Origin of the sequence: Pseudomonas sp. (assembly GCF_036404235.1) — a bacterium.
GTDB lineage: Bacteria > Pseudomonadota > Gammaproteobacteria > Pseudomonadales > Pseudomonadaceae > Aquipseudomonas.
Genome location: NZ_DASWOT010000123.1, coordinates 1 through 19,311 on the forward strand (window position 1 = coordinate 1; position 19,311 = coordinate 19,311).

Annotated in this window: 19 protein-coding genes; 5 read left to right on the top strand and 14 right to left on the bottom strand. The window is 59.0% G+C overall.

Annotated features, from left to right (window positions below; genetic code table 11):
- Positions 1-44 precede the first annotated feature (44 nt).
- Positions 45-806 (bottom strand): YdcF family protein, encoded by a 762-nt coding sequence (locus VGC62_RS15620; protein ID WP_331187982.1) that lies wholly within the window; start codon positions 804-806, stop codon positions 45-47.
- 85 nt (positions 807-891) lie between these two features.
- Entirely contained in the window at positions 892-1,260 is a 369-nt protein-coding gene (locus VGC62_RS15625; RefSeq protein WP_331187983.1) for a hypothetical protein, read from the bottom strand.
- Between the two features lie 292 nt (positions 1,261-1,552).
- Between VGC62_RS15625 and leuS the strand changes: the two genes are divergently transcribed.
- The 5 genes from leuS to VGC62_RS15650 all read left to right on the top strand — a co-directional run bounded on the left by leuS (position 1,553) and on the right by VGC62_RS15650 (position 7,737).
- Positions 1,553-4,174, top strand: a complete 2,622-nt coding sequence (leuS, locus tag VGC62_RS15630) for a leucine--tRNA ligase (protein ID WP_331187984.1) — start codon at positions 1,553-1,555, stop codon at positions 4,172-4,174.
- Positions 4,175-4,262: 88 nt separating this feature from the next.
- Complete coding sequence (gene lptE, locus VGC62_RS15635) at positions 4,263-4,868, top strand: LPS assembly lipoprotein LptE (protein ID WP_331187985.1); 606 nt, start codon at positions 4,263-4,265, stop codon at positions 4,866-4,868.
- Between the two features lie 42 nt (positions 4,869-4,910).
- Entirely contained in the window at positions 4,911-5,948 is a 1,038-nt protein-coding gene (holA, locus tag VGC62_RS15640) for a DNA polymerase III subunit delta (RefSeq protein WP_331187986.1), read from the top strand.
- Between the two features lie 226 nt (positions 5,949-6,174).
- On the top strand, positions 6,175-6,333 hold the full coding sequence (gene arfA, locus VGC62_RS15645; protein ID WP_331187987.1) for an alternative ribosome rescue factor ArfA: 159 nt from the start codon (positions 6,175-6,177) through the stop codon (positions 6,331-6,333).
- 84 nt (positions 6,334-6,417) lie between these two features.
- On the top strand, positions 6,418-7,737 hold the full coding sequence (locus tag VGC62_RS15650) for a lytic murein transglycosylase (RefSeq protein ID WP_331187988.1): 1,320 nt from the start codon (positions 6,418-6,420) through the stop codon (positions 7,735-7,737).
- A gap of 170 nt (positions 7,738-7,907) precedes the next feature.
- Here the strand turns inward: VGC62_RS15650 and lipA are convergent, their stop codons facing one another.
- From lipA to VGC62_RS15710, 12 genes are all read right to left on the bottom strand, one after another.
- Entirely contained in the window at positions 7,908-8,858 is a 951-nt protein-coding gene (lipA, locus tag VGC62_RS15655; RefSeq protein ID WP_331188015.1) for a lipoyl synthase, read from the bottom strand.
- 64 nt (positions 8,859-8,922) lie between these two features.
- Positions 8,923-9,588 (bottom strand): lipoyl(octanoyl) transferase LipB, encoded by a 666-nt coding sequence (gene lipB, locus VGC62_RS15660; protein WP_331187989.1) that lies wholly within the window; start codon positions 9,586-9,588, stop codon positions 8,923-8,925.
- A complete protein-coding gene (locus tag VGC62_RS15665; protein ID WP_331187990.1) occupies positions 9,588-9,863 on the bottom strand; it encodes a DUF493 domain-containing protein in 276 nt (91 codons plus the stop codon). Before VGC62_RS15665 ends, lipB begins: the two co-directional genes overlap by 1 nt.
- A 78-nt stretch (positions 9,864-9,941) precedes the next feature.
- Positions 9,942-11,102 carry a D-alanyl-D-alanine carboxypeptidase family protein gene (locus VGC62_RS15670; protein WP_331187991.1) on the bottom strand — a complete coding sequence of 387 codons (1,161 nt, stop codon included), beginning with the start codon at positions 11,100-11,102 and terminating at the stop codon, positions 9,942-9,944.
- 180 nt (positions 11,103-11,282) lie between these two features.
- The gene (locus VGC62_RS15675; RefSeq protein ID WP_331187992.1) at positions 11,283-12,314 is read right to left on the bottom strand and encodes a septal ring lytic transglycosylase RlpA family protein; all 1,032 of its coding nucleotides are present in this window, start codon (positions 12,312-12,314) and stop codon (positions 11,283-11,285) included.
- A complete protein-coding gene (gene mltB, locus VGC62_RS15680) occupies positions 12,314-13,324 on the bottom strand; it encodes a lytic murein transglycosylase B (protein ID WP_331187993.1) in 1,011 nt (336 codons plus the stop codon). Before mltB ends, VGC62_RS15675 begins: the two co-directional genes overlap by 1 nt.
- 17 nt (positions 13,325-13,341) lie before the next feature.
- Positions 13,342-14,445 carry a rod shape-determining protein RodA gene (gene rodA / locus VGC62_RS15685; RefSeq protein ID WP_331188016.1) on the bottom strand — a complete coding sequence of 368 codons (1,104 nt, stop codon included), beginning with the start codon at positions 14,443-14,445 and terminating at the stop codon, positions 13,342-13,344.
- 31 nt (positions 14,446-14,476) lie between these two features.
- Positions 14,477-16,375 (bottom strand): penicillin-binding protein 2, encoded by a 1,899-nt coding sequence (gene mrdA / locus VGC62_RS15690; RefSeq protein ID WP_331187994.1) that lies wholly within the window; start codon positions 16,373-16,375, stop codon positions 14,477-14,479.
- 32 nt (positions 16,376-16,407) lie between these two features.
- A complete protein-coding gene (gene rlmH, locus VGC62_RS15695) occupies positions 16,408-16,875 on the bottom strand; it encodes a 23S rRNA (pseudouridine(1915)-N(3))-methyltransferase RlmH (RefSeq protein ID WP_331187995.1) in 468 nt (155 codons plus the stop codon).
- A 9-nt stretch (positions 16,876-16,884) separates the two neighbouring features.
- On the bottom strand, positions 16,885-17,277 hold the full coding sequence (rsfS, locus tag VGC62_RS15700; RefSeq protein ID WP_331187996.1) for a ribosome silencing factor: 393 nt from the start codon (positions 17,275-17,277) through the stop codon (positions 16,885-16,887).
- An 11-nt stretch (positions 17,278-17,288) separates the two neighbouring features.
- On the bottom strand, positions 17,289-18,023 hold the full coding sequence (nadD, locus tag VGC62_RS15705) for a nicotinate-nucleotide adenylyltransferase (protein ID WP_414705809.1): 735 nt from the start codon (positions 18,021-18,023) through the stop codon (positions 17,289-17,291).
- On the bottom strand, positions 17,989-19,263 hold the full coding sequence (locus VGC62_RS15710; protein ID WP_331187997.1) for a glutamate-5-semialdehyde dehydrogenase: 1,275 nt from the start codon (positions 19,261-19,263) through the stop codon (positions 17,989-17,991). Before VGC62_RS15710 ends, nadD begins: the two co-directional genes overlap by 35 nt.
- Positions 19,264-19,311 lie beyond the last annotated feature (48 nt).

Here is a 19,311-nt window from a genome sequence, read left to right on the forward strand (position 1 = left end):
TTGCGATAACGCCTCAGGTAAGCATCCTCCGATACGGCCCTTATCTACCGATAAACCAATGGATACACCAACAACCCCGCTGCCTCATTCAACAGTTGCCCGCTCTGGGTCATCGCCTTCCCTTCAGGTAGCCAGCCGCCAAACGGTCGGGCGTTATCGACGCCTAAAAAACCGACCGGCGCTGCGATCACGGTAAAACCTGCTTTCTCGAAACTCCATACCGCACGCGGCATGTGCCAGGCCTGCGTCACCACCACCACACGCTTGATCCCTTGCGGCTGCAACATTGCTGCGGTCATCGTCGCGTTTTCCCAGGTGGTTCGGCTCGCCTGTTCCTGCCAGCGAACAGTCACGCCGAAATCGTTCTGCAGGGATTCGGCCATAATCGCTGCCTCGCTGGGCGGTTCTCCATAATGCAGGCCGCCGGTGGTCAGGATTGGCAAACCGGAAGCCTTCGACATCCGCGCCGCGTAGCGCATCCGTTCAAGCGCCACACCTGTCGGAATATCGCCCCCCCAACTCGGATCGTTGCGCTCGCGTCCGGAACCGAGAATCACGATGGCATCTGCCCGCTGTGCCAGCGTCGTCCAATCGCTTTGCGCCAGCGGCGCGACGCGCTCAATGCGCCGCGCTGACCACTCGACGAAAATCGGCATGCTGATCGCCCACAGCCCACCCAGCCCGAGTACGAAGCATGCAACGGCCAAACGCGGCCGCGAGCGCCGCAGCGCGCAGGCCAGCAGAATCAGCAGCAGAAAAAGGCCGGGGGGCAACAGCAAGGTCTTGATGAAATAGCGAAAAGGCATCGGACATCTCCAACAGATGCCCGAAGCCTAAAAGGATTGACGCTAAGCAACAATGCTTAAAAAGGCAGGCGTAACGCCCGCAACGTTAACGCTTGAAGTGCTTACTGGAACTGTAACGACTCAACTTCGACGATACGCTCGCGCGTTTCTGGTCTTTCAGCCAGATCACCTTGGCTAATGGACGCGGCACCAGTACCGAATCGGCGAGCTGCCGAGAGGTGCTGGCATTGCTCTTCCATGTTTTCGCTGCATCCTCAACCGCGACTTCGTTTCTGTCCAGATACGCCTCAATCAACTGAAACTCGGCGTAGCTCAGCCCACGTAATTCCAGTTCCGCAGGGTGTTCGTTACCAAGCCGAACTGCTGTTCTCGCTATCTCCAGGGCAAGCCCCAGACGATCGATCAAACGCTCGTACAAATCAGGTTTTGTTACCGTGTGCCGCAACTCTGTCATCCGCTCACCTCACTGAAGATAAACTCATACCCTCGTCAGTCAGCTTAGCGGGGCTGCAAAAACCAGCGCGTTGCCGCGACAAACGGCGGCAGAGTGGGCGGGCGGGAGCAATCAGGGTTTCCCTCGATAGTCAGGCCTCATGTATGCTACGGCGCTTCCTGTAATTCCACTTGCGCTCACCCGAGCACGAACGCATCGCGCGGCCCCGGCAACAACCCGGCAAGCGAAGCCCTTCAGACTCGGCGATGCAGCGAAGCGGTCAAGGGTCACCAATCTCAGTTAAAAAGTAGCCATGCACGAACTCTATCAGCCCCGTGAAATCGAAGCCGCCGCCCAAACCTTCTGGGACGAGCAAAAGTCTTTTGAAGTCAGCGAACAGCCAGGCAAGGAAACGTACTACTGCCTGTCGATGTTTCCTTACCCCAGCGGCAAGCTACACATGGGTCATGTGCGCAACTACACCATCGGTGACGTGATCGCTCGCTACCAGCGTATGCAAGGCAAAAACGTCCTACAGCCGATGGGTTGGGACGCGTTTGGCATGCCGGCCGAAAACGCCGCGATGAAAAACAACGTCGCACCGGCCAAATGGACCTACGAAAACATCGCCTACATGAAGAACCAGCTCAAGAGCCTGGGTCTGGCGATTGACTGGTCGCGCGAAGTCACCACCTGTAAGCCCGATTACTACCGCTGGGAACAATGGCTGTTCACTCGCCTGTTCGAAAAAGGCGTGATCTACCGCAAGAACGGCACCGTCAACTGGGACCCGGTTGACCAGACAGTGCTCGCCAACGAGCAAGTGATCGACGGTCGCGGCTGGCGTTCCGGCGCGGTGATCGAAAAACGCGAAATCCCGATGTACTACTTCAAGATCACCGCTTACGCGGATGAGCTACTGGAGAGTCTTGACGAGCTGCCGGGCTGGCCCGAGCAGGTCAAGACCATGCAGCGCAACTGGATCGGCAAATCTCGTGGCATGGAAGTGCAGTTCCCGTATGACCAGGCATCCATCGGCGAAGCGGGCACCCTGAAAGTCTTCACCACCCGTCCGGACACCCTGATGGGCGCGACCTACGTGGCGGTGGCAGCCGAGCACCCGCTCGCGTCCCTGGCCCTTAAAAGCATGGCCGCGGACAAGGCCGCCGAGCTGCAAGCGTTCATCCACGAATGCAAAAGCGGCAGCGTCGCCGAAGCCGACGTCGCCACCCAGGAAAAGAAAGGCCTGCCGACTCCGTTGTTTGTCGAGCACCCACTGACCGGCGAAAAACTGCCGGTATGGGTCGCCAACTACGTGTTGATGCACTACGGCGATGGCGCGGTCATGGCGGTGCCAGCGCACGACGAGCGTGATTTCGAGTTCGCGCTCAAGTACAACCTGCCAATCAAACCGGTAGTGCGCACCAGCGCGGGCGATGAAACACCCGCGCCATGGCAGGACGCTTATAACGAACATGGTCAGTTGATCAATTCTGGCGAATTCGACGGCCTGGACTTCCCGGGTGCGTTCGACGCCATGGAAGTCGCGCTGATCAAGAAAGACCTCGGTAAATCCCGTACTCAATTCCGCCTGCGCGACTGGGGCATCAGCCGTCAGCGTTACTGGGGTTGCCCGATCCCAATCGTGCATTGCGACACCTGTGGCGATGTCCCTGTCCCGGAAGACCAACTGCCGGTCATCCTGCCAGAGAACGTCGTGCCCGATGGCGCAGGGTCACCCTTGGCGCGCATGCCTGAATTCTACGAGTGCGTCTGCCCCAAATGCGGCGCACCGGCCAAGCGCGAAACCGACACCATGGACACCTTCGTTGAGTCCTCGTGGTATTTCGCCCGCTACGCCTCGCCTAACTACGAAGGCGGCATGGTCGATCCAAAAGCGGCCAACCACTGGCTGCCGGTCGACCAATACATCGGCGGTATCGAACACGCGATCCTGCACCTGCTGTATGCGCGCTTCTTCCACAAACTGATGCGCGACGAAGGCTTGGTCAGTTCCAATGAGCCGTTCAAGAACCTGCTGACTCAGGGCATGGTGGTGGCCGAGACGTTCTATCGTCTGGAAGCCAACGGCAGCAAGACCTGGTTCAACCCGGCCGATGTCGAGTTCGAACGCGACAGCAAGGCCAAGATCATCGGTGCCAAACTGATTGCCGACGGCCTGCCCGTCGAGATCGGCGGCATCGAAAAAATGGCGAAATCCAAGAACAACGGCGTCGATCCGCAATCGATGATCGACCAGTACGGTGCCGATACCTGTCGCCTGTTCATGATGTTCGCCTCGCCGCCTGACATGAGCCTGGAATGGTCCGACTCCGGCGTCGAAGGTTCGCACCGCTTCCTGCGCCGCGTCTGGCGCCTGTCCCAGACCCACGTCAGTGCCGGTCTGCCGGGCACACTGGACAAGACCGCACTGAACGACGAGCAGAAGGCTGTTCGCCGCTCGATTCACCTGGCAATCAAACAAGCCGGCCAGGATGTGGGGCAGCATCATAAATTCAACACTGCCATCGCGCAGGTCATGACGCTAATGAATGTGCTGGAAAAAGCGCCGCAAGCAACCGCCCAGGATCGCGCGCTGTTGCAGGAGGGCCTGGAGACGGTGGCACTGCTGCTGGCTCCGATCACCCCGCACATCAGCCACGCACTGTGGGGCGCGCTGGGTCACCAGGCCCCGATCATCAATGCCGGCTGGCCGGTGGTCGATGAGTCGGCGCTGGTACAGGACACCCTGCAACTGGTGATTCAGGTCAACGGCAAGCTGCGCGGGCACATCGACATGCCTGCCAGCGCCAGCCGCGAGGACATCGAAGCCGCTGCACGGGTCAACGAAAACGTGCTGCGCTTCATCGACGGCCTGACGATCCGCAAAGTGATCGTCGTGCCGGGCAAACTGGTGAACATCGTCGCCAGCTGATTGGATCGAGCGCTCGCCTATCGCGGGCGCTGAAAATACTTCCAGGGTCGCCACTGTCGGCCCAAACGGATTCAAGGGGAGCAACAAGATGATCAAACGCAATCTGCTGGTTATGGGCCTCGCCGTATTGCTGAGCGCCTGCGGTTTCCAGCTGCGTGGTACCGGCACCACTGCGCTGCAACTCAAGGAGCTGGACGTCAGCGCACGTAACCTCTACGGCGATGTCGTTGTCCAACTGACTCAAACGCTGAAAAACAGCGGCGTACACGTCTACACCGGCGCACCGTACAAATTGGTGCTGGCCCGAGAAGACGAGACCCAGCGTGCCGCCAGCTATGCAGGTGCCGGACGTTCTGCTGAGTACGAGCTGACCAACGTTGTGAAATATGAAATCCATGGCATCAAGGATGTATTGCTGCTCGACGACAGCGTTCAGTCGCAAAAAACCTTTGTACACGACGGCAACAACTTGATTGGTTCCGATCAGGAAGCCGAGCAGATCCGCAAGGAAATGCGCAGCGATGTGGTGCAGAAGTTGATGGCTCGCCTGCAACAGTTGACCCCTGAGCACCTGGACGAACTGCAAGCCAAAGCCGACGCAGCCGCCAAGGCTCAGGCCGAAGCAGAAGCCGCAGCACAACGGGTTCGGGACGAGACGCCTCAGCAATCGCCTATCGAAATCCCGTCCAGGTAAAGGCTTCGGGGCTGGTACACCGGCCCCGATCCTCTCTGACCGATGAAACTTGCCCCTGCCCAACTCAGCAAACACCTTCAAGGTACGCTGGCGCCCATCTATGTGGTCAGCGGCGACGATCCATTGCAATGCCAGGAAGCGTGTGATGCCATCCGCGCCTCGGCCCGCCAGCAAGGCTTTGATGAACGCCAAGTGTTCAGCGCCGACTCCAGTTTCGATTGGGGCACGTTGCTGCAAGCCGGTGCCAGCATGTCGTTGTTCGCCGAGCGTCGGCTGCTTGAGTTGCGTTTGCCTTCCGGCAAGCCTGGCGACAAGGGCGCGGCGGCGCTACTCGAATACTGCGCTCGTCCTGCCGAAGACACCTTGCTGCTGATCAGCCTGCCCAAGCTCGACGGCAACACGCAGAAGACCAAATGGGGCAAGGCGCTGGTCGAAGGGCCACAGACTCAGTTCGTGCAGATCTGGCCGGTCGATGCCAGTCAGTTGCCGCAATGGATTCGCCAACGCCTGTCACAGGCCGGCTTGTCTGCGACGCAGGACGCGGTCGAACTGATTGCCGCCCGTGTCGAAGGTAACCTGCTGGCCGCAGCCCAGGAAATCGAAAAACTCAAGCTGATGGCCGAAGAAGGTCAGATCACGGTCGAGACGGTGCAAGCAGCGGTCGCCGACAGTGCGCGGTTCGACGTGTTTGGGCTGACCGATGCAATTCTCAACGGCGAAGCCGCTCACGCGCTGCGCATGCTTGAAGGGCTGCGGGGCGAAGGCGTTGAACCGCCAGTGATTCTCTGGGCGCTTTCCCGTGAGTTGCGCGTGCTGGCTAACCTGGCGCAACTGTACAGCCAGGGAATACCGCTGGATAAAGCCTTCAGTCAGGCTCGCCCACCGATCTGGGACAAGCGAAAACCTCTGATGAGCAAAGCCTTGCAGCGACATTCAGCCAGTCGTTGGGGTCAGTTGCTGATGGATGCGCAGCACATCGATGCGCAGATCAAGGGGCAGGCAGCCGGATCGGTGTGGAGCAGCTTGAGCCGATTATCCTTGCTGATGGCCGGCCAGCGATTTGCATTGCCGCCTGAATAAGCCTTTGCAAGCGCATAAGGCATACTCGTAGGAGCGAATTGATTCGCGAGAGGCCGGTACAGTCGACATATTTTTATCTCCTGTGCGGCCTTCTCGCGAATGAATTCGCTCCTACAGAGACGAGATAGCCTCGTGCTAATCCGCGATAGCACACCTCAATTGGACACCCTCGCCCATCTGTCCGATCATCCCCCCGCTTGATCAACCACCACAGAGAGCACCTGCCATGAGCAAGCCGAAAAAACGGCCGAACAAAGCCAAATCCATCATTGCCCAACCGCTGTTCCGAAGCCGTCAGGAACAACCGGCCAAGGGCAAAGGCAGCTACCGCCGCGAAGCCTTCCAGTCTAAAAGCTGGGAGGCTTCTTGCTTTCTGGCTGCTTGAACGACCACTAAGGCTCCAGTAGCCCCGTCAAGCGGACAGGCATGTTAAGGTCTGCACCTAACGGTTATCGCTCTGGACCCAAGAATGCCCTTTTGTTTTCCCTGTCGTTGGCATGTACGCCGACTGATCGCAGCCTCCAGCCTCCTCGTACTGGTGGCCTGTGCAGAACACCCCGCCGCTGCGGTTGCCACACCTCTTCAAGTAGCCAACACGCCGCCAATCACTCCGAGCGCAGTTGCTCAACCTGTCGACACCCAGTTCGAAATCCAACCGTCGATGACGTTTGCCCAGTGGCAATCGACGTTCCGTGCCCAGGCGCTAGGCGCGGGTATTCGGCCTGAGGTTTTCGACGTTGCTTTTGCGGGCGTGACGCCTGACATGAGCGTGGTCAAGGCCGACCGCAGTCAACCCGAGTTCAGTCGCCCGGTCTGGGAATACCTGGACAGTGCGATGTCAGCCGTGCGAGTACGCAAAGGCCAGGCCTTGCTTGTGCAGTACGCCGATGCCCTGCAAGCGATAGAACAACGCTACGGTGTTGATCGCCAGGCGTTGGTCGCGGTCTGGGGCATGGAAAGCAGCTTTGGGCAGTTTCAGGGCACCCAGTCAGTGATTCGCTCGCTGGCAACATTGGCCTATGAAGGCCGCCGCCCGCAATTCGCTCAAGAGCAGTTGATCGCCGCTTTGCAGATTTTGCAGCACGGCGATATCGATGCACCGAGCATGCTCGGTTCGTGGGCTGGCGCCATGGGGCAGACGCAATTCATTCCCACAACGTACAACACCCACGCCGTGGACTTCGATGGCGACGGCCGCCGGGATATCTGGAACACCCCGACCGATGCCTTGGCCTCGACCGCCCATTACTTGCAAAGCTCCGGCTGGCAGAAGGGCCAACCGTGGGGGTTTGAGGTTCAGCTCTCGCAAGGGTTTGACTACGCGTTGGCAGATGCATCAACCCGCAAGAGCATCAGCGAATGGCAGCAGTTGGGCCTGAAACTGCCCAACGGCTCGGCACTGCCTGCCAACCTGCTGCAACAACAAGCCGCATTGTTGCTGCCAGCGGGCTACAAGGGGCCAGCGTTTCTGGTGATGGATAACTTCAGAGCCATTCTCAAGTACAACAACTCGTCGTCGTATGCGCTAGGAATCGGATTGCTGTCCGAGCGATTCAACGGTGGCGGTTACGTGATGGGCAACTGGCCACGCGGTGACCGCCCTTTGAGCCGATCTGAGCGTATTGAGTTGCAAACCCTACTCAGTGCCAGGCAATACGGCGCTGGCGCCCCAGATGGGATCATCGGTACTAATACACGCAAGGCGATCCGCAGCGCTCAACAGTCTTATGGCTGGCCAGCGGACGGGTATCCCACGCAAGAGCTGCTGGATAACCTTCGCAAGCCGTAGGCCGGGGTGTACCTGATTGTAGGAGCCAACTTGTTGGCGAAGCGGCCTCATACCGTATTTTCGCCTCGCCAACAAGTTGGCTCCTACAGACCTTGCCCAGACGCATAAACAAAAACGGGCCGGATATTTCTATCCGGCCCGCTTTTTTTTGCGCTGAGAAGCGGTTTATATCAGCCCGCTGTCAGCAGCGACTTGACCAGCTTCGCTTGTTCGTCAGCGTGGTACGAGGAACGCACCAGCGGGCCGGAAGCGACGTTCTTGAAGCCCATTTTGTAACCTTCTTCGGCGAACCAGGCAAAGACGTCTGGATGCACGAAACGCTCAACCGGCAAGTGGCTGCGCGAAGGTTGCAAGTATTGACCCAGCGTCAGCATGTCGATGTTGTGTTCACGCATACGCTTCATGACTTCGATGACTTCATCGTCGGTCTCGCCCAAGCCCAGCATCAAACCGGATTTGGTCGGTACATGAGGCACCATCTCTTTGAAGCGCTCCAGCAGCGTCAGCGACCATTGGTAGTCCGAACCTGGGCGAGCTGCCTTATACAGGCGGGGCACGGTTTCCAGGTTGTGGTTGAACACATCTGGCGGCGTAGCAGCGGTGATTTCCAGCGCGACGTCCATGCGACCACGGTAGTCCGGAACCAGGGTTTCGAGCTGTACATTTGGCGATAGCGCGCGGATCTCACGAATGCAGTCGGCAAAGTGCTGAGCACCGCCATCACGCAGGTCATCGCGATCAACCGAGGTAATCACGACGTACTTGAGGCGCATGTCGGCAATGGCGATGGCGAGGTTTTTCGGCTCATCGACATCCAGCGCTTTCGGACGGCCATGACCCACATCGCAAAACGGGCAACGACGGGTGCAGATGTCGCCCATGATCATGAAGGTCGCGGTACCACCAGAGAAGCACTCGCCCAGGTTCGGACAAGAAGCTTCTTCACAGACGCTGTGCAGCTTGTGTTTGCGCAACAGTTGTTTGACACGCTCGACCTCTGGCGAAACCGGAATACGCACACGAATCCAGTCCGGTTTTTTCGGCAGGTCTACTGTCGGGATAATCTTTACTGGGATACGCGCGACTTTTTCCGCGCCGCGCAGCTTGATGCCAGCTTCCATTTTCGGACGCCCGGCATTCAAAGTGACTGTCGGGATCAGAGTTTGCACGGTGCTATCAGCCGTGTCATGCGCAGTAGTCATATCTATCGATTCCGCCCGTTAGGGTCGTCTGCTCATCGTAGTCGAGGTGTTTGACGAGCTGCGCACGCAGCCGGGCACTAACCTCGGCAAATTCAATCGGCCCTGCATGATCACGCAGCTGGGTCATTGCCAGCCCCGCATACCCACAGGGATTAATCCGCTTAAACGGTTCCAGATCCATGTCGACGTTCAGCGCCAATCCATGAAACGAACAGCCATTGCGGATACGAAGGCCTAAGGAGGCAATTTTTGCCCCGTCGACATAAACCCCCGGTGCGTCCGCGTTCGCCGCTGCCGTCACGCCATAACTGGCAAGCAGCGCAATGAGGCTGCGCTCGATCCGGGTGACCAGCTCACGCACGCCGAAACCCAGACGGCGTACATCCAGCATCAGATAGGCCACCAGTTGACCCGGGCCATGATATGTCACTTGGCCGCCGCGATCGACCTGAACCACCGGAATGTTTCCGGGAAGCAATAAATGCTCGGGTTTTCCGGACTGCCCCTGGGTGAAGACTGAAGGATGCTGTACCAACCACACCTCGTCGCCAGCCTCGCGATCACGGTCATCGGTGAAACGCCGCATCGCCTGCCAGGTAGGCTCGTAATCGACTAATCCAAGGTCGCGTACGCCCAGACTGCCGCTCATCAGAGCACCATATGCACAAAACCTGTGGCACGCAGTTCACTGTTGATGTCGTAGAGCTGGTCTTGACCTGTGGCGATGATGTGCAACTGAACGGTGGTGTACTTGCCGTTGCTGCTTTGGCGCTCAGCCAGGGTTTTATGGTCGACAGTCGCGTGTTTTTCAAGGATTTCGATGATCCTGTCCTTGAAGCCCACACCCGTATCGCCGATCACCTTGATGGGGTAGTCCGCACAAGGGAATTCGATTGTTGGCGCTTTAACGTCGGTATCTGTCATGGCAGTAACGGCCTCGTAAGCCGAGAAAACGGACAGCTCCCCACCGCACAAGGCGGTAGGGGCACAAGGAACGGTGGATCAGTTGAACAAGCCGTAGAAGAACAGACGGATGCTATCCCACACGCGACGGAAAATACCACCTTCCTCGACGGCGTCCAGTGCAATCAGGTTAGCGGTATGGACTACCTTGTCGTCGAGCTTCACTTCAATCTTGCCGATGACGTCGCCTTTGGCGATGGGTGCAACCAGCTGTGGGTTCATCGACATGCTGGCCGCCAGCTTTTTCATCTCGCCTTTAGGCATGGTCATGGTCAGGTCTTCAGCCAAACCGGCTTTGACTTGACGCTCGGTGCCTTTCCAGACTGGCGCCTGAGCCAGCTCGGTGCCCTTCTGGTAGAAGCTCTGGGTTTCGAAGAAGCGGAAGCCATAGGTCAGCAACTTCTGGGTTTCGGCAGCACGGGCTTGCTCGCTGTTGGTACCAAAGACCACTGCGATCAAGCGCATGCCATCACGAACAGCCGAAGACACCATGCAGTAGCCGGCTTCTTCGGTGTGGCCGGTTTTCAGACCGTCAACGGTCTTGTCGCGCCACAACAGCAGGTTGCGGTTCGGCTGTTTGATGCCATTCCAGAAGAACTCTTTCTGCGAGTAGATCGCATAGTGGGCAGGGTCTTCATGGATGATCGCGCGCGCCAGCAGCGCCATGTCGTGGGCTGTGGAGTAGTGATCAGGGTTTGGCAGACCGGTCGGGTTCATGAAGTGACTGTTGGACATGCCCAGGTCACCCGCGGTCTTGTTCATCATGTCGGCGAAGGCGTCTTCACTGCCGGCGATGTGCTCGGAGATCGCGACGCTGGCGTCGTTACCGGACTGAATGATGATGCCGTGCAACAGATCGCTGACCGTCACCTGACTGCCGACCTTGATGAACATCCGTGAACCGCCGGTGCGCCAGGCGTTCTCGCTGATGGTCACAGGATCGTTTTCACCGATCTGGCCACGACGAATTTCCAGGGTCGCGATATAGGCGGTCATCAGTTTGGTCAGGCTGGCTGGCGGCAGACGTTGGTCGCCGTTGTTTTCAACCAGAACATTCCCGCTGTTGGCGTCCATCAGCACGTAAGCCTTGGCAGCCAATTGCGGTGGCGATGGCGTCATCTGTTCTGCCGCGAACACGGCAGGCGCAGTGATTAGCGGGATAAGCAGGCAAAGGCGTTTTGCAAAGGTGGTGATGTTCATCCGTCTCTCGAAATTGCTAATGGGCAAACATGCCCTTGCGGGCAAAGCTATGGCGCCAGGCTGCCCTGGCAAACGAACCCACCCATGTGAGTTCGTGATCAGTTGCTGGTAACGCTTGCTCTGTCGGCAAGTCGGCATTGGCCAGACAACTTCGATTCAACCTCGTTGCCGAGCGTCGAATCACTGATCCGACGTAACAACGCTTGGCTGCCCCAGGTTGGCCGACCTTACGCTGTTTTGCAGTTGTTGCGCTTCACCCGGCGTGTCGACCGGCCCCATCCGGACGCGGTACAGCGTCTGCTGATTGCGCGCTATCGAACTCACGAAAACCGGAGCCCGAACCATCCCGCTCAGTTTCGACCTCAGCAGCTCCGCAGCGTCCGGGTTGGCGAAGGCTCCCACTTGGAGAAACAGCCCAGACGCTTGTCCTGAAGCGTTTTTTTTTGCGTCGATCTGCACCGGAACCGGCGTCACGGGTGCTGCGTGCTGCTGCGGTGGCGGCGTCCACTGCTCAATCGTACCGGCAGAAGCGGTAATCACAGGGGCCGACTGCACGGGCGCGGGCGCACTGGCAATCTGCGGCTGATCAAGCATCAATGGCGCAGGCTTGCCGCGCTGAGCCCAGTATTGAGCCGGATCGATGCCTTCAACCTTGACCCGTGCGGTCCCGATTTCGGCGTAGCCCAGCTTCTTGGCTGCCGCATACGACAAGTCGATGATACGGTCCGAATAGAACGGGCCACGGTCATTGACGCGCAGAATCACGCTGCGGTTGTTGTCCAGGTTGGTCACGCGGACATAGCTGGGCAGCGGCAGGGTCTTGTGCGCGGCGCTCATACCATACAGGTCATACACTTCGCCGTTGGCGGTGTTCTGGCCGTGAAACTTGGTGCCATACCAGGAAGCCGTTCCGGTCGCAGCATAAGACGCTGAATCGTTGAGCGGAAAATAGGTCTTGCCCAACACCGTGTAGGGGTTGGCCTTGTATGGCCCGGAGTGCAGGGTCGGCACGGCATCCGGTATGCGTGAGACATCGACGTCCCACCAGGGCGCGCCGTCTTTATGCGCACGGTTGATGTCCAGCCCCGGCTGGGCGCGGACAATGTTGCCCTGCGTGGAGCGACTGGGGCTGTTGGAGCAACTGACGATGAACAATGTCAGCGCCGCAAAGGCCATCAACTTCAATGGTTGTTGAATCGGCAAAGACCGCATTACTTGACGCCCCGAGCTTGAACCAATCGTTCAGACAGCTGATGCACGGCCATGGCGTACATCACGCTGCGGTTGTAACGCGTGATTGCGTAAAAATTCTTTAGACCCAGCCAATACTCCGGGCCATTGTCGCCGTCCAGGCGAAACGCCGTGACCTGCATATCATCGCGCAGCGCATCATGACTCGCCCACCCCAAGGCTCGCAACTCCCCGACGGTCTTTACCGGCTCGATCCCCGGACTCAAACCTTCGTCAACTCGCTCGCCACTCACGCTGGCAAGGCTGACAACGCCTTCGCCCGCCACCCAACCGTGACGCTTGAAATAACTGGCAACGCTGCCGATGGCATCGTCGGGGTCGTTCCAGATATTGATGTGCCCGTCGCCATCGAAATCCACGGCATACGCACGAAAACTACTCGGCATGAACTGCGGCAACCCCATCGCCCCGGCGTAAGAACCCTTGAGGGTCAGCGGATCGATCTGCTCTTCACGGGCCAGCAACAGGAACTCGCGCAACTCTTTGCGAAAGAACTCTGCCCGCGGAGGATAATCGAAACCCAACGTCGACAATGCGTCGATCACCCGATAATTACCGGTATTACGGCCAAAAAACGTCTCAACGCCGATGATCGCGACAATCACCTGAGCCGGTACACCGTACTCCTGTTCGGCACGAGCCAACGCTGCTTCGTGCTGGCGCCAGAAATCGACACCGCGTGCGATGCGAGCATCGGTGAGGAACATCGGGCGGTATTCTTTCCACGGCTTCACCCGTTCGGCAGGCCGGGAAATGGCGTCGAGGATTGACTGCTTACGCTCGACATCGCGAAAGACCTCAATCAATTGCTCACCGGCAAAGCCATAATCGCGGGTCATTTCACCGACGAATGCGGCAACCTGAGGCGAGCCTTCATAGCTGCCGGCAAGCGACTCCTGCACCGTGCCGAGCATGCCCATCAGTCCGACCAGCGGCGCATATCGAGCAGCCCAGCCACGCACTACTTGCATTGAGTTGTTCACCTTAGTCAAACCTGAGCGATCCACTTGCGGTGGGTATGGATCGACATCAAAACCCCAAACGCTGACAGCAGCGTCACCAGCGAAGTTCCGCCATAGCTAATGAAGGGCAAAGGCACCCCCACAACTGGCAACAAGCCGCTGACCATACCGATGTTGACGAATACATATACAAAAAATGTCATGGTCAGGCTGCCCGCGAGCAGTTTGCCGTAGAGCGTCTGCGCCTGAGCGGTGATCACCAGACCCCGGCCAATCAACAACAGGTAGATCAGCAACAGGGCGCAGATGCCAACCAGACCAAACTCCTCCCCCAGCACCGCGATGATGAAGTCGGTGTGGCTTTCCGGCAAAAAATCCAGGTGCGACTGTGTGCCCAGTAGCCACCCCTTGCCGAACACCCCACCGGAACCAATCGCTGCTTTGGATTGAATGATATTCCAGCCAGTACCCAGCGGATCGCTCTCCGGGTCGAGGAACGTCAGGATTCTCTGCTTCTGATAGTCATGCATGAAAAAGAACCACATCGCCACTGCGACCGGAACTGCTGCCGCGATCACGCTGATGATCCAGCGCCAGCGCAGCCCGGCCATGAATAGCACGAAGGTCCCGGACGCCAGAATCAGCAGCGACGTACCCAGGTCAGGTTGACGCACAATCAGAATGAACGGCAGACCGATCAGCCCCAGGCTCAAGGCCACGTGCTTCAAATGCGGCGGCAGCGTGCGCTTGGACAAGTACCAGGCGATGGTCGCCGGCATGATGATCTTCATGAATTCCGACGGTTGGAAGCGAATGACGCCGGGAATGTTGATCCAGCGTGTTGCGCCCATGGCGTTGTGGCCCATGACGTCCACCGCGACCAGCAGCAGCACGCCCAACACGTAGGCCGCGGGAACCCAGCGCGCCATGAAACGGGGTTCGAGCTGGGCGATGACGAACATCGACACCAGCCCGATACCAAACGAGGTGGCCTGCTTGATCAGCAGGTCCCAGCTTTTGCCACTGGCCGAATACAGCACGAACAGGCTGCCCGCAGCGAGGGTCAGCAGCAGGATCAACAGCGGGCCGTCGATGTGGATCTTTTGCAGGAAGGTGGCGCGGCGGCGCATCACGTCTTCGCTGGAGAGGATGCGGTCGAAATTACTCTTCACGGGCCGCAGTCTCCGGAGGCTGGGTATTACTGGCGTATTCGGGTTTCAAACGACCTTGTGGGTCCAGCAGCCATGCATCCATCACCTGGCGCACCACCGGCGCAGCCACGCCAGAGCCAGACTCGCCGTTCTCGACCATCACAGCGACCACGATTTTCGGGTTGTCTGCGGGCGCAAAGCCGACGAACAAGGCATGGTCACGATGGCGCTCCTGAATTTTGCTGCGGTCGTATTTTTCGCCCTGGCGAATCGCGACCACCTGAGCAGTTCCGCTCTTGCCGGCAATCCGGTACTGCGCGCCGATAGCGGCCTTGCGCGCGGTGCCTCGTGCGCCGTGCATCACCTGCTGCATGCCGTGGTTGACCTTGTTCCAGTCGGACGGATCGCGCAGCACAATATCAGGCATCGGGTTGTCATCAACCGGTTTCTGCCCTTCGATAGTCTTCGCCAGATGCGGACGGTTCCACTTTCCCTTGTTCGCGACCAGCGCGGTGGCCTGCGCCAATTGCAATGGTGTGGCCTGCATATAGCCCTGGCCGATCCCCAGAATCAGTGTCTCTCCAGGGAACCACGCCTGACGCCGGGTGACGCGTTTCCAGTCACGGGAAGGCATCAGGCCGGGCGACTCTTCAAACATATCCAGCGACACTTTCTGACCAATACCGAACTTGTTCAGGTACGAGGACAGACGATCGATGCCGACTTTGTGCGCCAGATCGTAAAAATAGGTGTCGTTGGAACGCATGATCGCGGTGTCCAGATCGACCCAGCCGTCACCGGTACGGTTCCAGTTACGGTATTTGTGATCGTAGTTGGGCAGCATGTAGTAACCGGGGTCGAACACCCGCGTGCTGGCGGTCACGACACCGGAGTCCAGCCCGGCAATCGCCACGGCCGGTTTGATGGTCGAACCCGGCGGATACAGGCCGCGCAGAATACGGTTAAACAGCGGGCGATCCACCGAGTCGCGCAGCTCGGCGTAGGCCTTGAAGCTGATCCCGGTGACGAACAGGTTGGGATCGAAACTTGGCTGGCTAACCATCGCCAGCACTTCGCCGGTGTTAGGGTCGAGCGCTACCACCGCGCCCCGACGTCCGCCCAGCGCGGCTTCGGCAGCCTCTTGCAGTTGTATATCCAGGCTCAGCACGATGTCTTTGCCGGGCACAGGATCGGTACGATTGAGTACGCGCAGCACGCGACCTCGGGCATTGGTTTCGACTTCTTCGTAACCTACCTGACCGTGCAACTGGGGCTCGTAGAAGCGTTCGATACCGGTCTTGCCAATGTGGTGAGTGCCGCTGTAGTTCACCGGATCAAGGGTTTTCAGCTCTTTCTCGTTGATGCGCCCCATGTACCCGACTGAATGCGCAAAATGCGCGCCCTGCGGGTAGTGACGGACCAACTGCGCGACGACCTCGACCCCCGGTAAGCGGAACTGATTGACTGCCACGAGGGCGATCTGTTCTTCGGTCAGTTCAAACAGGATTGGCACCGGCTCAAACGGCCGTCGCCCCTGCTTCATGCGTTTTTCGAAGATAATCCGGTCGTCCGGCGTCAGTTCCAGCACTTCAACAATGGTATCGAGGATTTGCTCCCAATCACCTGAGCGCTCACGGGTCATGCTCAGGCTGAAACTCGGTCGGTTGTCCGCAACGACCACGCCGTTACGGTCATAGATCAGGCCACGGCTCGGGGGAATCGGCTGAACGTGAACCCGGTTGTTCTCCGAGAGCGTGGAGTGGTAGTCGTACTGAATGACCTGGAGGAAATACAGCCGTGCCACCAATACGCAAATCAGAACGACCACCGCCACTGCGCCGACCACGACTCGGCTGCGCACCAGGCGTGCGTCCTTCTCATGATCTTTCAGGCGAATGGGCTGAGACATTTAGGGCGTGTTCACAGTGAGTGGCGGCAATGCTATTTGTGGTAAGGGTGCCCGGACAGGACGGTCCAGGCACGATAAATCTGCTCACCGATGAGAATGCGCACCAACGGATGCGGCAGCGTCAACGGGGATAACGACCAGCGTTGCTCGGCACGCGCGCAAACCTCCGGCGCCAGCCCTTCCGGGCCGCCGACCATCAGGTTCACCGTGCGCGCATCCAGGCGCCAGCGATCGAGTTCAACCGCCAACTGCTCGGTGCTCCAAGGTTTGCCGTGTACCTCAAGGGTGACAATTCGCTCGCCCGGTTGCACTTTGGCCAGCATGGCCTCGCCTTCCTGACGAATCAGGCGCGCCACATCGGCGTTCTTGCCACGGGTGTTGAGCGATATTTCCACCAGCTCCAGCGCCATTTCGGATGGCAGACGCTTGGCATACTCATGCCAACCCTCTTCCACCCACTTGGGCATACGCGAACCAACGGCAATCAAACGCAGACGCACGATGAGCCCTTATTCGTTCCCTGGAGTATGGTGCGCAGCGCTGGCCGCACGGCTCTGCTCGGCGCCTTGCCACAAACGCTCAAGGTCATAGAACTGACGGGCTGCGGCGGTCATCATGTGAACGATGACATCGCCCAGGTCCAACAGCACCCAGTCGCTTTCGCCCTTGCCTTCTTCGCCCAAAGGCTGAGCGCCCTTGGCTTTGACGCTCTCGCGAACCTTGTCGAGCATGGCGTTGATCTGGCGGTTCGAGGTGCCGGTGGCGATCACCATGTAGTCGGTCAGGCTGTGCTTATCTTTGACGTCGATCACCAGGATGTCCTGGGCTTTGACGTCTTCCAGCGCGGCCTTGGTCAGTTCAACCAGCTCTTCGCCGGATATGCTGTGTTTTTTCTTGGTCATATAAAACTCATTCAGTTCAATTGGGGAGCACGGTACAGTCCGTGCGCCTCGATGTAGGCCAGTACGGCGTCTGGCACCAGAAAACGTACCGACTTCCCGCTGGCCAGCAGTTGGCGGATCTGGGTGGCAGACACCGAAAGCGGTGTCTGCCAGACGAATGTAATGTTTCCGCCCGGCCCCTTGAGGGCCTTCGGATCGCTGACCGCACGTCCCGCCAGCAAATTGCGCATGGCGTCCGGCAACTCGCTGTCGGCGTCCGGGCGTTGCAGCACCACGATATGGCAGTGCTCCAGCAACTCTTCCCAACGATGCCAGGTGGGCAATCCGCAAAAAGCGTCCCACCCCAGCAACAGGAACAACTGGTCATCGGCGGCCAGTTCGGCGCGCATCGACTCCAGCGTATCGAGGGTGTACGACGGCTTGTCGCGCTTCAGTTCGCGGTCGTCCACCGTCAATGGCGACACCCCCGCCACCGCACTTTCGACCATCGCCAGACGGTCCTGTGCAGAAACCTGCGGCGTATCGCGATGAGGCGGCCTGGCGCTGGGCGTCAGGCGCAACTCATCAAGCTCAAGCAACGCAGCGACTTCCAGCGCGCCACGCAAATGGCCGATATGCACCGGATCGAACGTTCCGCCCAGTATGCCGATGCGTTTGGGCCTGACCACAGCATCCGCACCATCGGTAGCGTGCTGTCGGGTTTGGGCCAAGTCAGACAGGCTCCTGTCCGCGCAACTGATGTCCATCGCCGATCACGATGTACTTCTCGCAGGTCAAACCTTCGAGACCCACCGGACCGCGGGCGTGGATCTTATCAGTAGAAATGCCGATCTCCGCACCCAAACCGTATTCAAATCCATCGGCGAAGCTAGTCGGCGCGTTGATCATCACCGAACTTGAGTCGACTTCGGCCATGAAGCGGCGGGTTTCGCCGAAATGATCAGAGACGATGGCATCGCTGTGATGCGAGCCGTAATGGTTGATGTGCTCAATGGCCTGATCCAGGCCGTCGACGATACGAATCGAGAGAATCGGCGCCAGGTATTCGGTGTGCCAGTCGTCCTCAGTGGCCGGATTGGCATCGATCAGGTCGCGGGTGCGTTCGCAGCCGCGTAGCTCGACGCCTTTTTCGCGTAACTGCGCAGCCATCGGCGGCAGGAATTGCGCGGCGATGGCTTGGTCGACCAACAGGGTTTCCATAGCCCCGCAGATACCATAACGATAGGTTTTGGCGTTCAAGCAGATACGCTGCGCTGCTGCCAGGTCGGCGTGAGCACTGACATAAATGTGGCAGATGCCATCCAGGTGCTTGATGACGGGCACCCTGGCATCGCGGCTGACACGCTCGATCAACCCTTTGCCGCCACGCGGAACGATGACGTCCACGTATTCAGGCATGGTGATCAAGGCACCCACGGCAGCGCGGTCAGTGGTCTCGACCACTTGAACCACGGCAGCCGGCAGACCAGCCTCGGCCAGACCGCGCTGAATGCAGGCAGCAATGGCACGGTTGGAATGGATGGCTTCGGAGCCGCCGCGCAGGATCGTGGCATTGCCAGACTTGAGGCACAGACTGGCGGCATCGATGGTCACGTTCGGACGCGACTCATAGATGATGCCGACCACACCCAGCGGCACACGCATCTTGCCGACCTGAATGCCGGAAGGCTGGAAATTCATGTCGCGCAGGGTGCCAATCGGGTCCGGCAGACTCATCACCTGACGCAACCCGACGATCATGCTGTCGATACGCGCGGGGGTCAGGGCGAGACGCTCAAGCAACGCCGGCTCAAGGCCATTAGCCCGGCCAGCGGCCAAGTCCAGCTCGTTGGCGGCGGACAACTCGTCGCGGGCAGCGTCCAGCGCAGTTGCAGTGGCCTGCAAGGCGCGGTTTTTCTGCGCGGTGCTGGCACGGCCGATCACACGGGAAGCTTCGCGAGCAGCGCGTCCCAGGCGGGTCATGTAGTCAAGAACGGACTCAGTCATGGTCTCAGAGGTCTTGGCAGAGAGGAAAGCGGCGGATTATAGCTGTCA

Coding starts and splice junctions, on each gene's coding strand:
- VGC62_RS15665 (WP_331187990.1), bottom strand. CDS start 9,863: ATGACAGATACCGACGTTAAAGCGCCAACAATCGAATTCCCTTGTGCG.
- lipA (WP_331188015.1), bottom strand. CDS start 8,858: ATGGAAGCTGGCATCAAGCTGCGCGGCGCGGAAAAAGTCGCGCGTATC.
- nadD (WP_414705809.1), bottom strand. CDS start 18,023: ATGGACATCAGTTGCGCGGACAGGAGCCTGTCTGACTTGGCCCAAACC.
- VGC62_RS15670 (WP_331187991.1), bottom strand. CDS start 11,102: ATGAACATCACCACCTTTGCAAAACGCCTTTGCCTGCTTATCCCGCTA.
- VGC62_RS15625 (WP_331187983.1), bottom strand. CDS start 1,260: ATGACAGAGTTGCGGCACACGGTAACAAAACCTGATTTGTACGAGCGT.
- VGC62_RS15650 (WP_331187988.1), top strand. CDS start 6,418: ATGCCCTTTTGTTTTCCCTGTCGTTGGCATGTACGCCGACTGATCGCA.
- lipB (WP_331187989.1), bottom strand. CDS start 9,588: ATGAGCGGCAGTCTGGGCGTACGCGACCTTGGATTAGTCGATTACGAG.
- arfA (WP_331187987.1), top strand. CDS start 6,175: ATGAGCAAGCCGAAAAAACGGCCGAACAAAGCCAAATCCATCATTGCC.
- rodA (WP_331188016.1), bottom strand. CDS start 14,445: ATGCGCCGCCGCGCCACCTTCCTGCAAAAGATCCACATCGACGGCCCG.
- VGC62_RS15620 (WP_331187982.1), bottom strand. CDS start 806: ATGCCTTTTCGCTATTTCATCAAGACCTTGCTGTTGCCCCCCGGCCTT.
- VGC62_RS15710 (WP_331187997.1), bottom strand. CDS start 19,263: ATGACTGAGTCCGTTCTTGACTACATGACCCGCCTGGGACGCGCTGCT.
- mltB (WP_331187993.1), bottom strand. CDS start 13,324: ATGCAAGTAGTGCGTGGCTGGGCTGCTCGATATGCGCCGCTGGTCGGA.
- lptE (WP_331187985.1), top strand. CDS start 4,263: ATGATCAAACGCAATCTGCTGGTTATGGGCCTCGCCGTATTGCTGAGC.
- VGC62_RS15675 (WP_331187992.1), bottom strand. CDS start 12,314: ATGCGGTCTTTGCCGATTCAACAACCATTGAAGTTGATGGCCTTTGCG.
- mrdA (WP_331187994.1), bottom strand. CDS start 16,375: ATGTCTCAGCCCATTCGCCTGAAAGATCATGAGAAGGACGCACGCCTG.
- holA (WP_331187986.1), top strand. CDS start 4,911: ATGAAACTTGCCCCTGCCCAACTCAGCAAACACCTTCAAGGTACGCTG.
- leuS (WP_331187984.1), top strand. CDS start 1,553: ATGCACGAACTCTATCAGCCCCGTGAAATCGAAGCCGCCGCCCAAACC.
- rsfS (WP_331187996.1), bottom strand. CDS start 17,277: ATGACCAAGAAAAAACACAGCATATCCGGCGAAGAGCTGGTTGAACTG.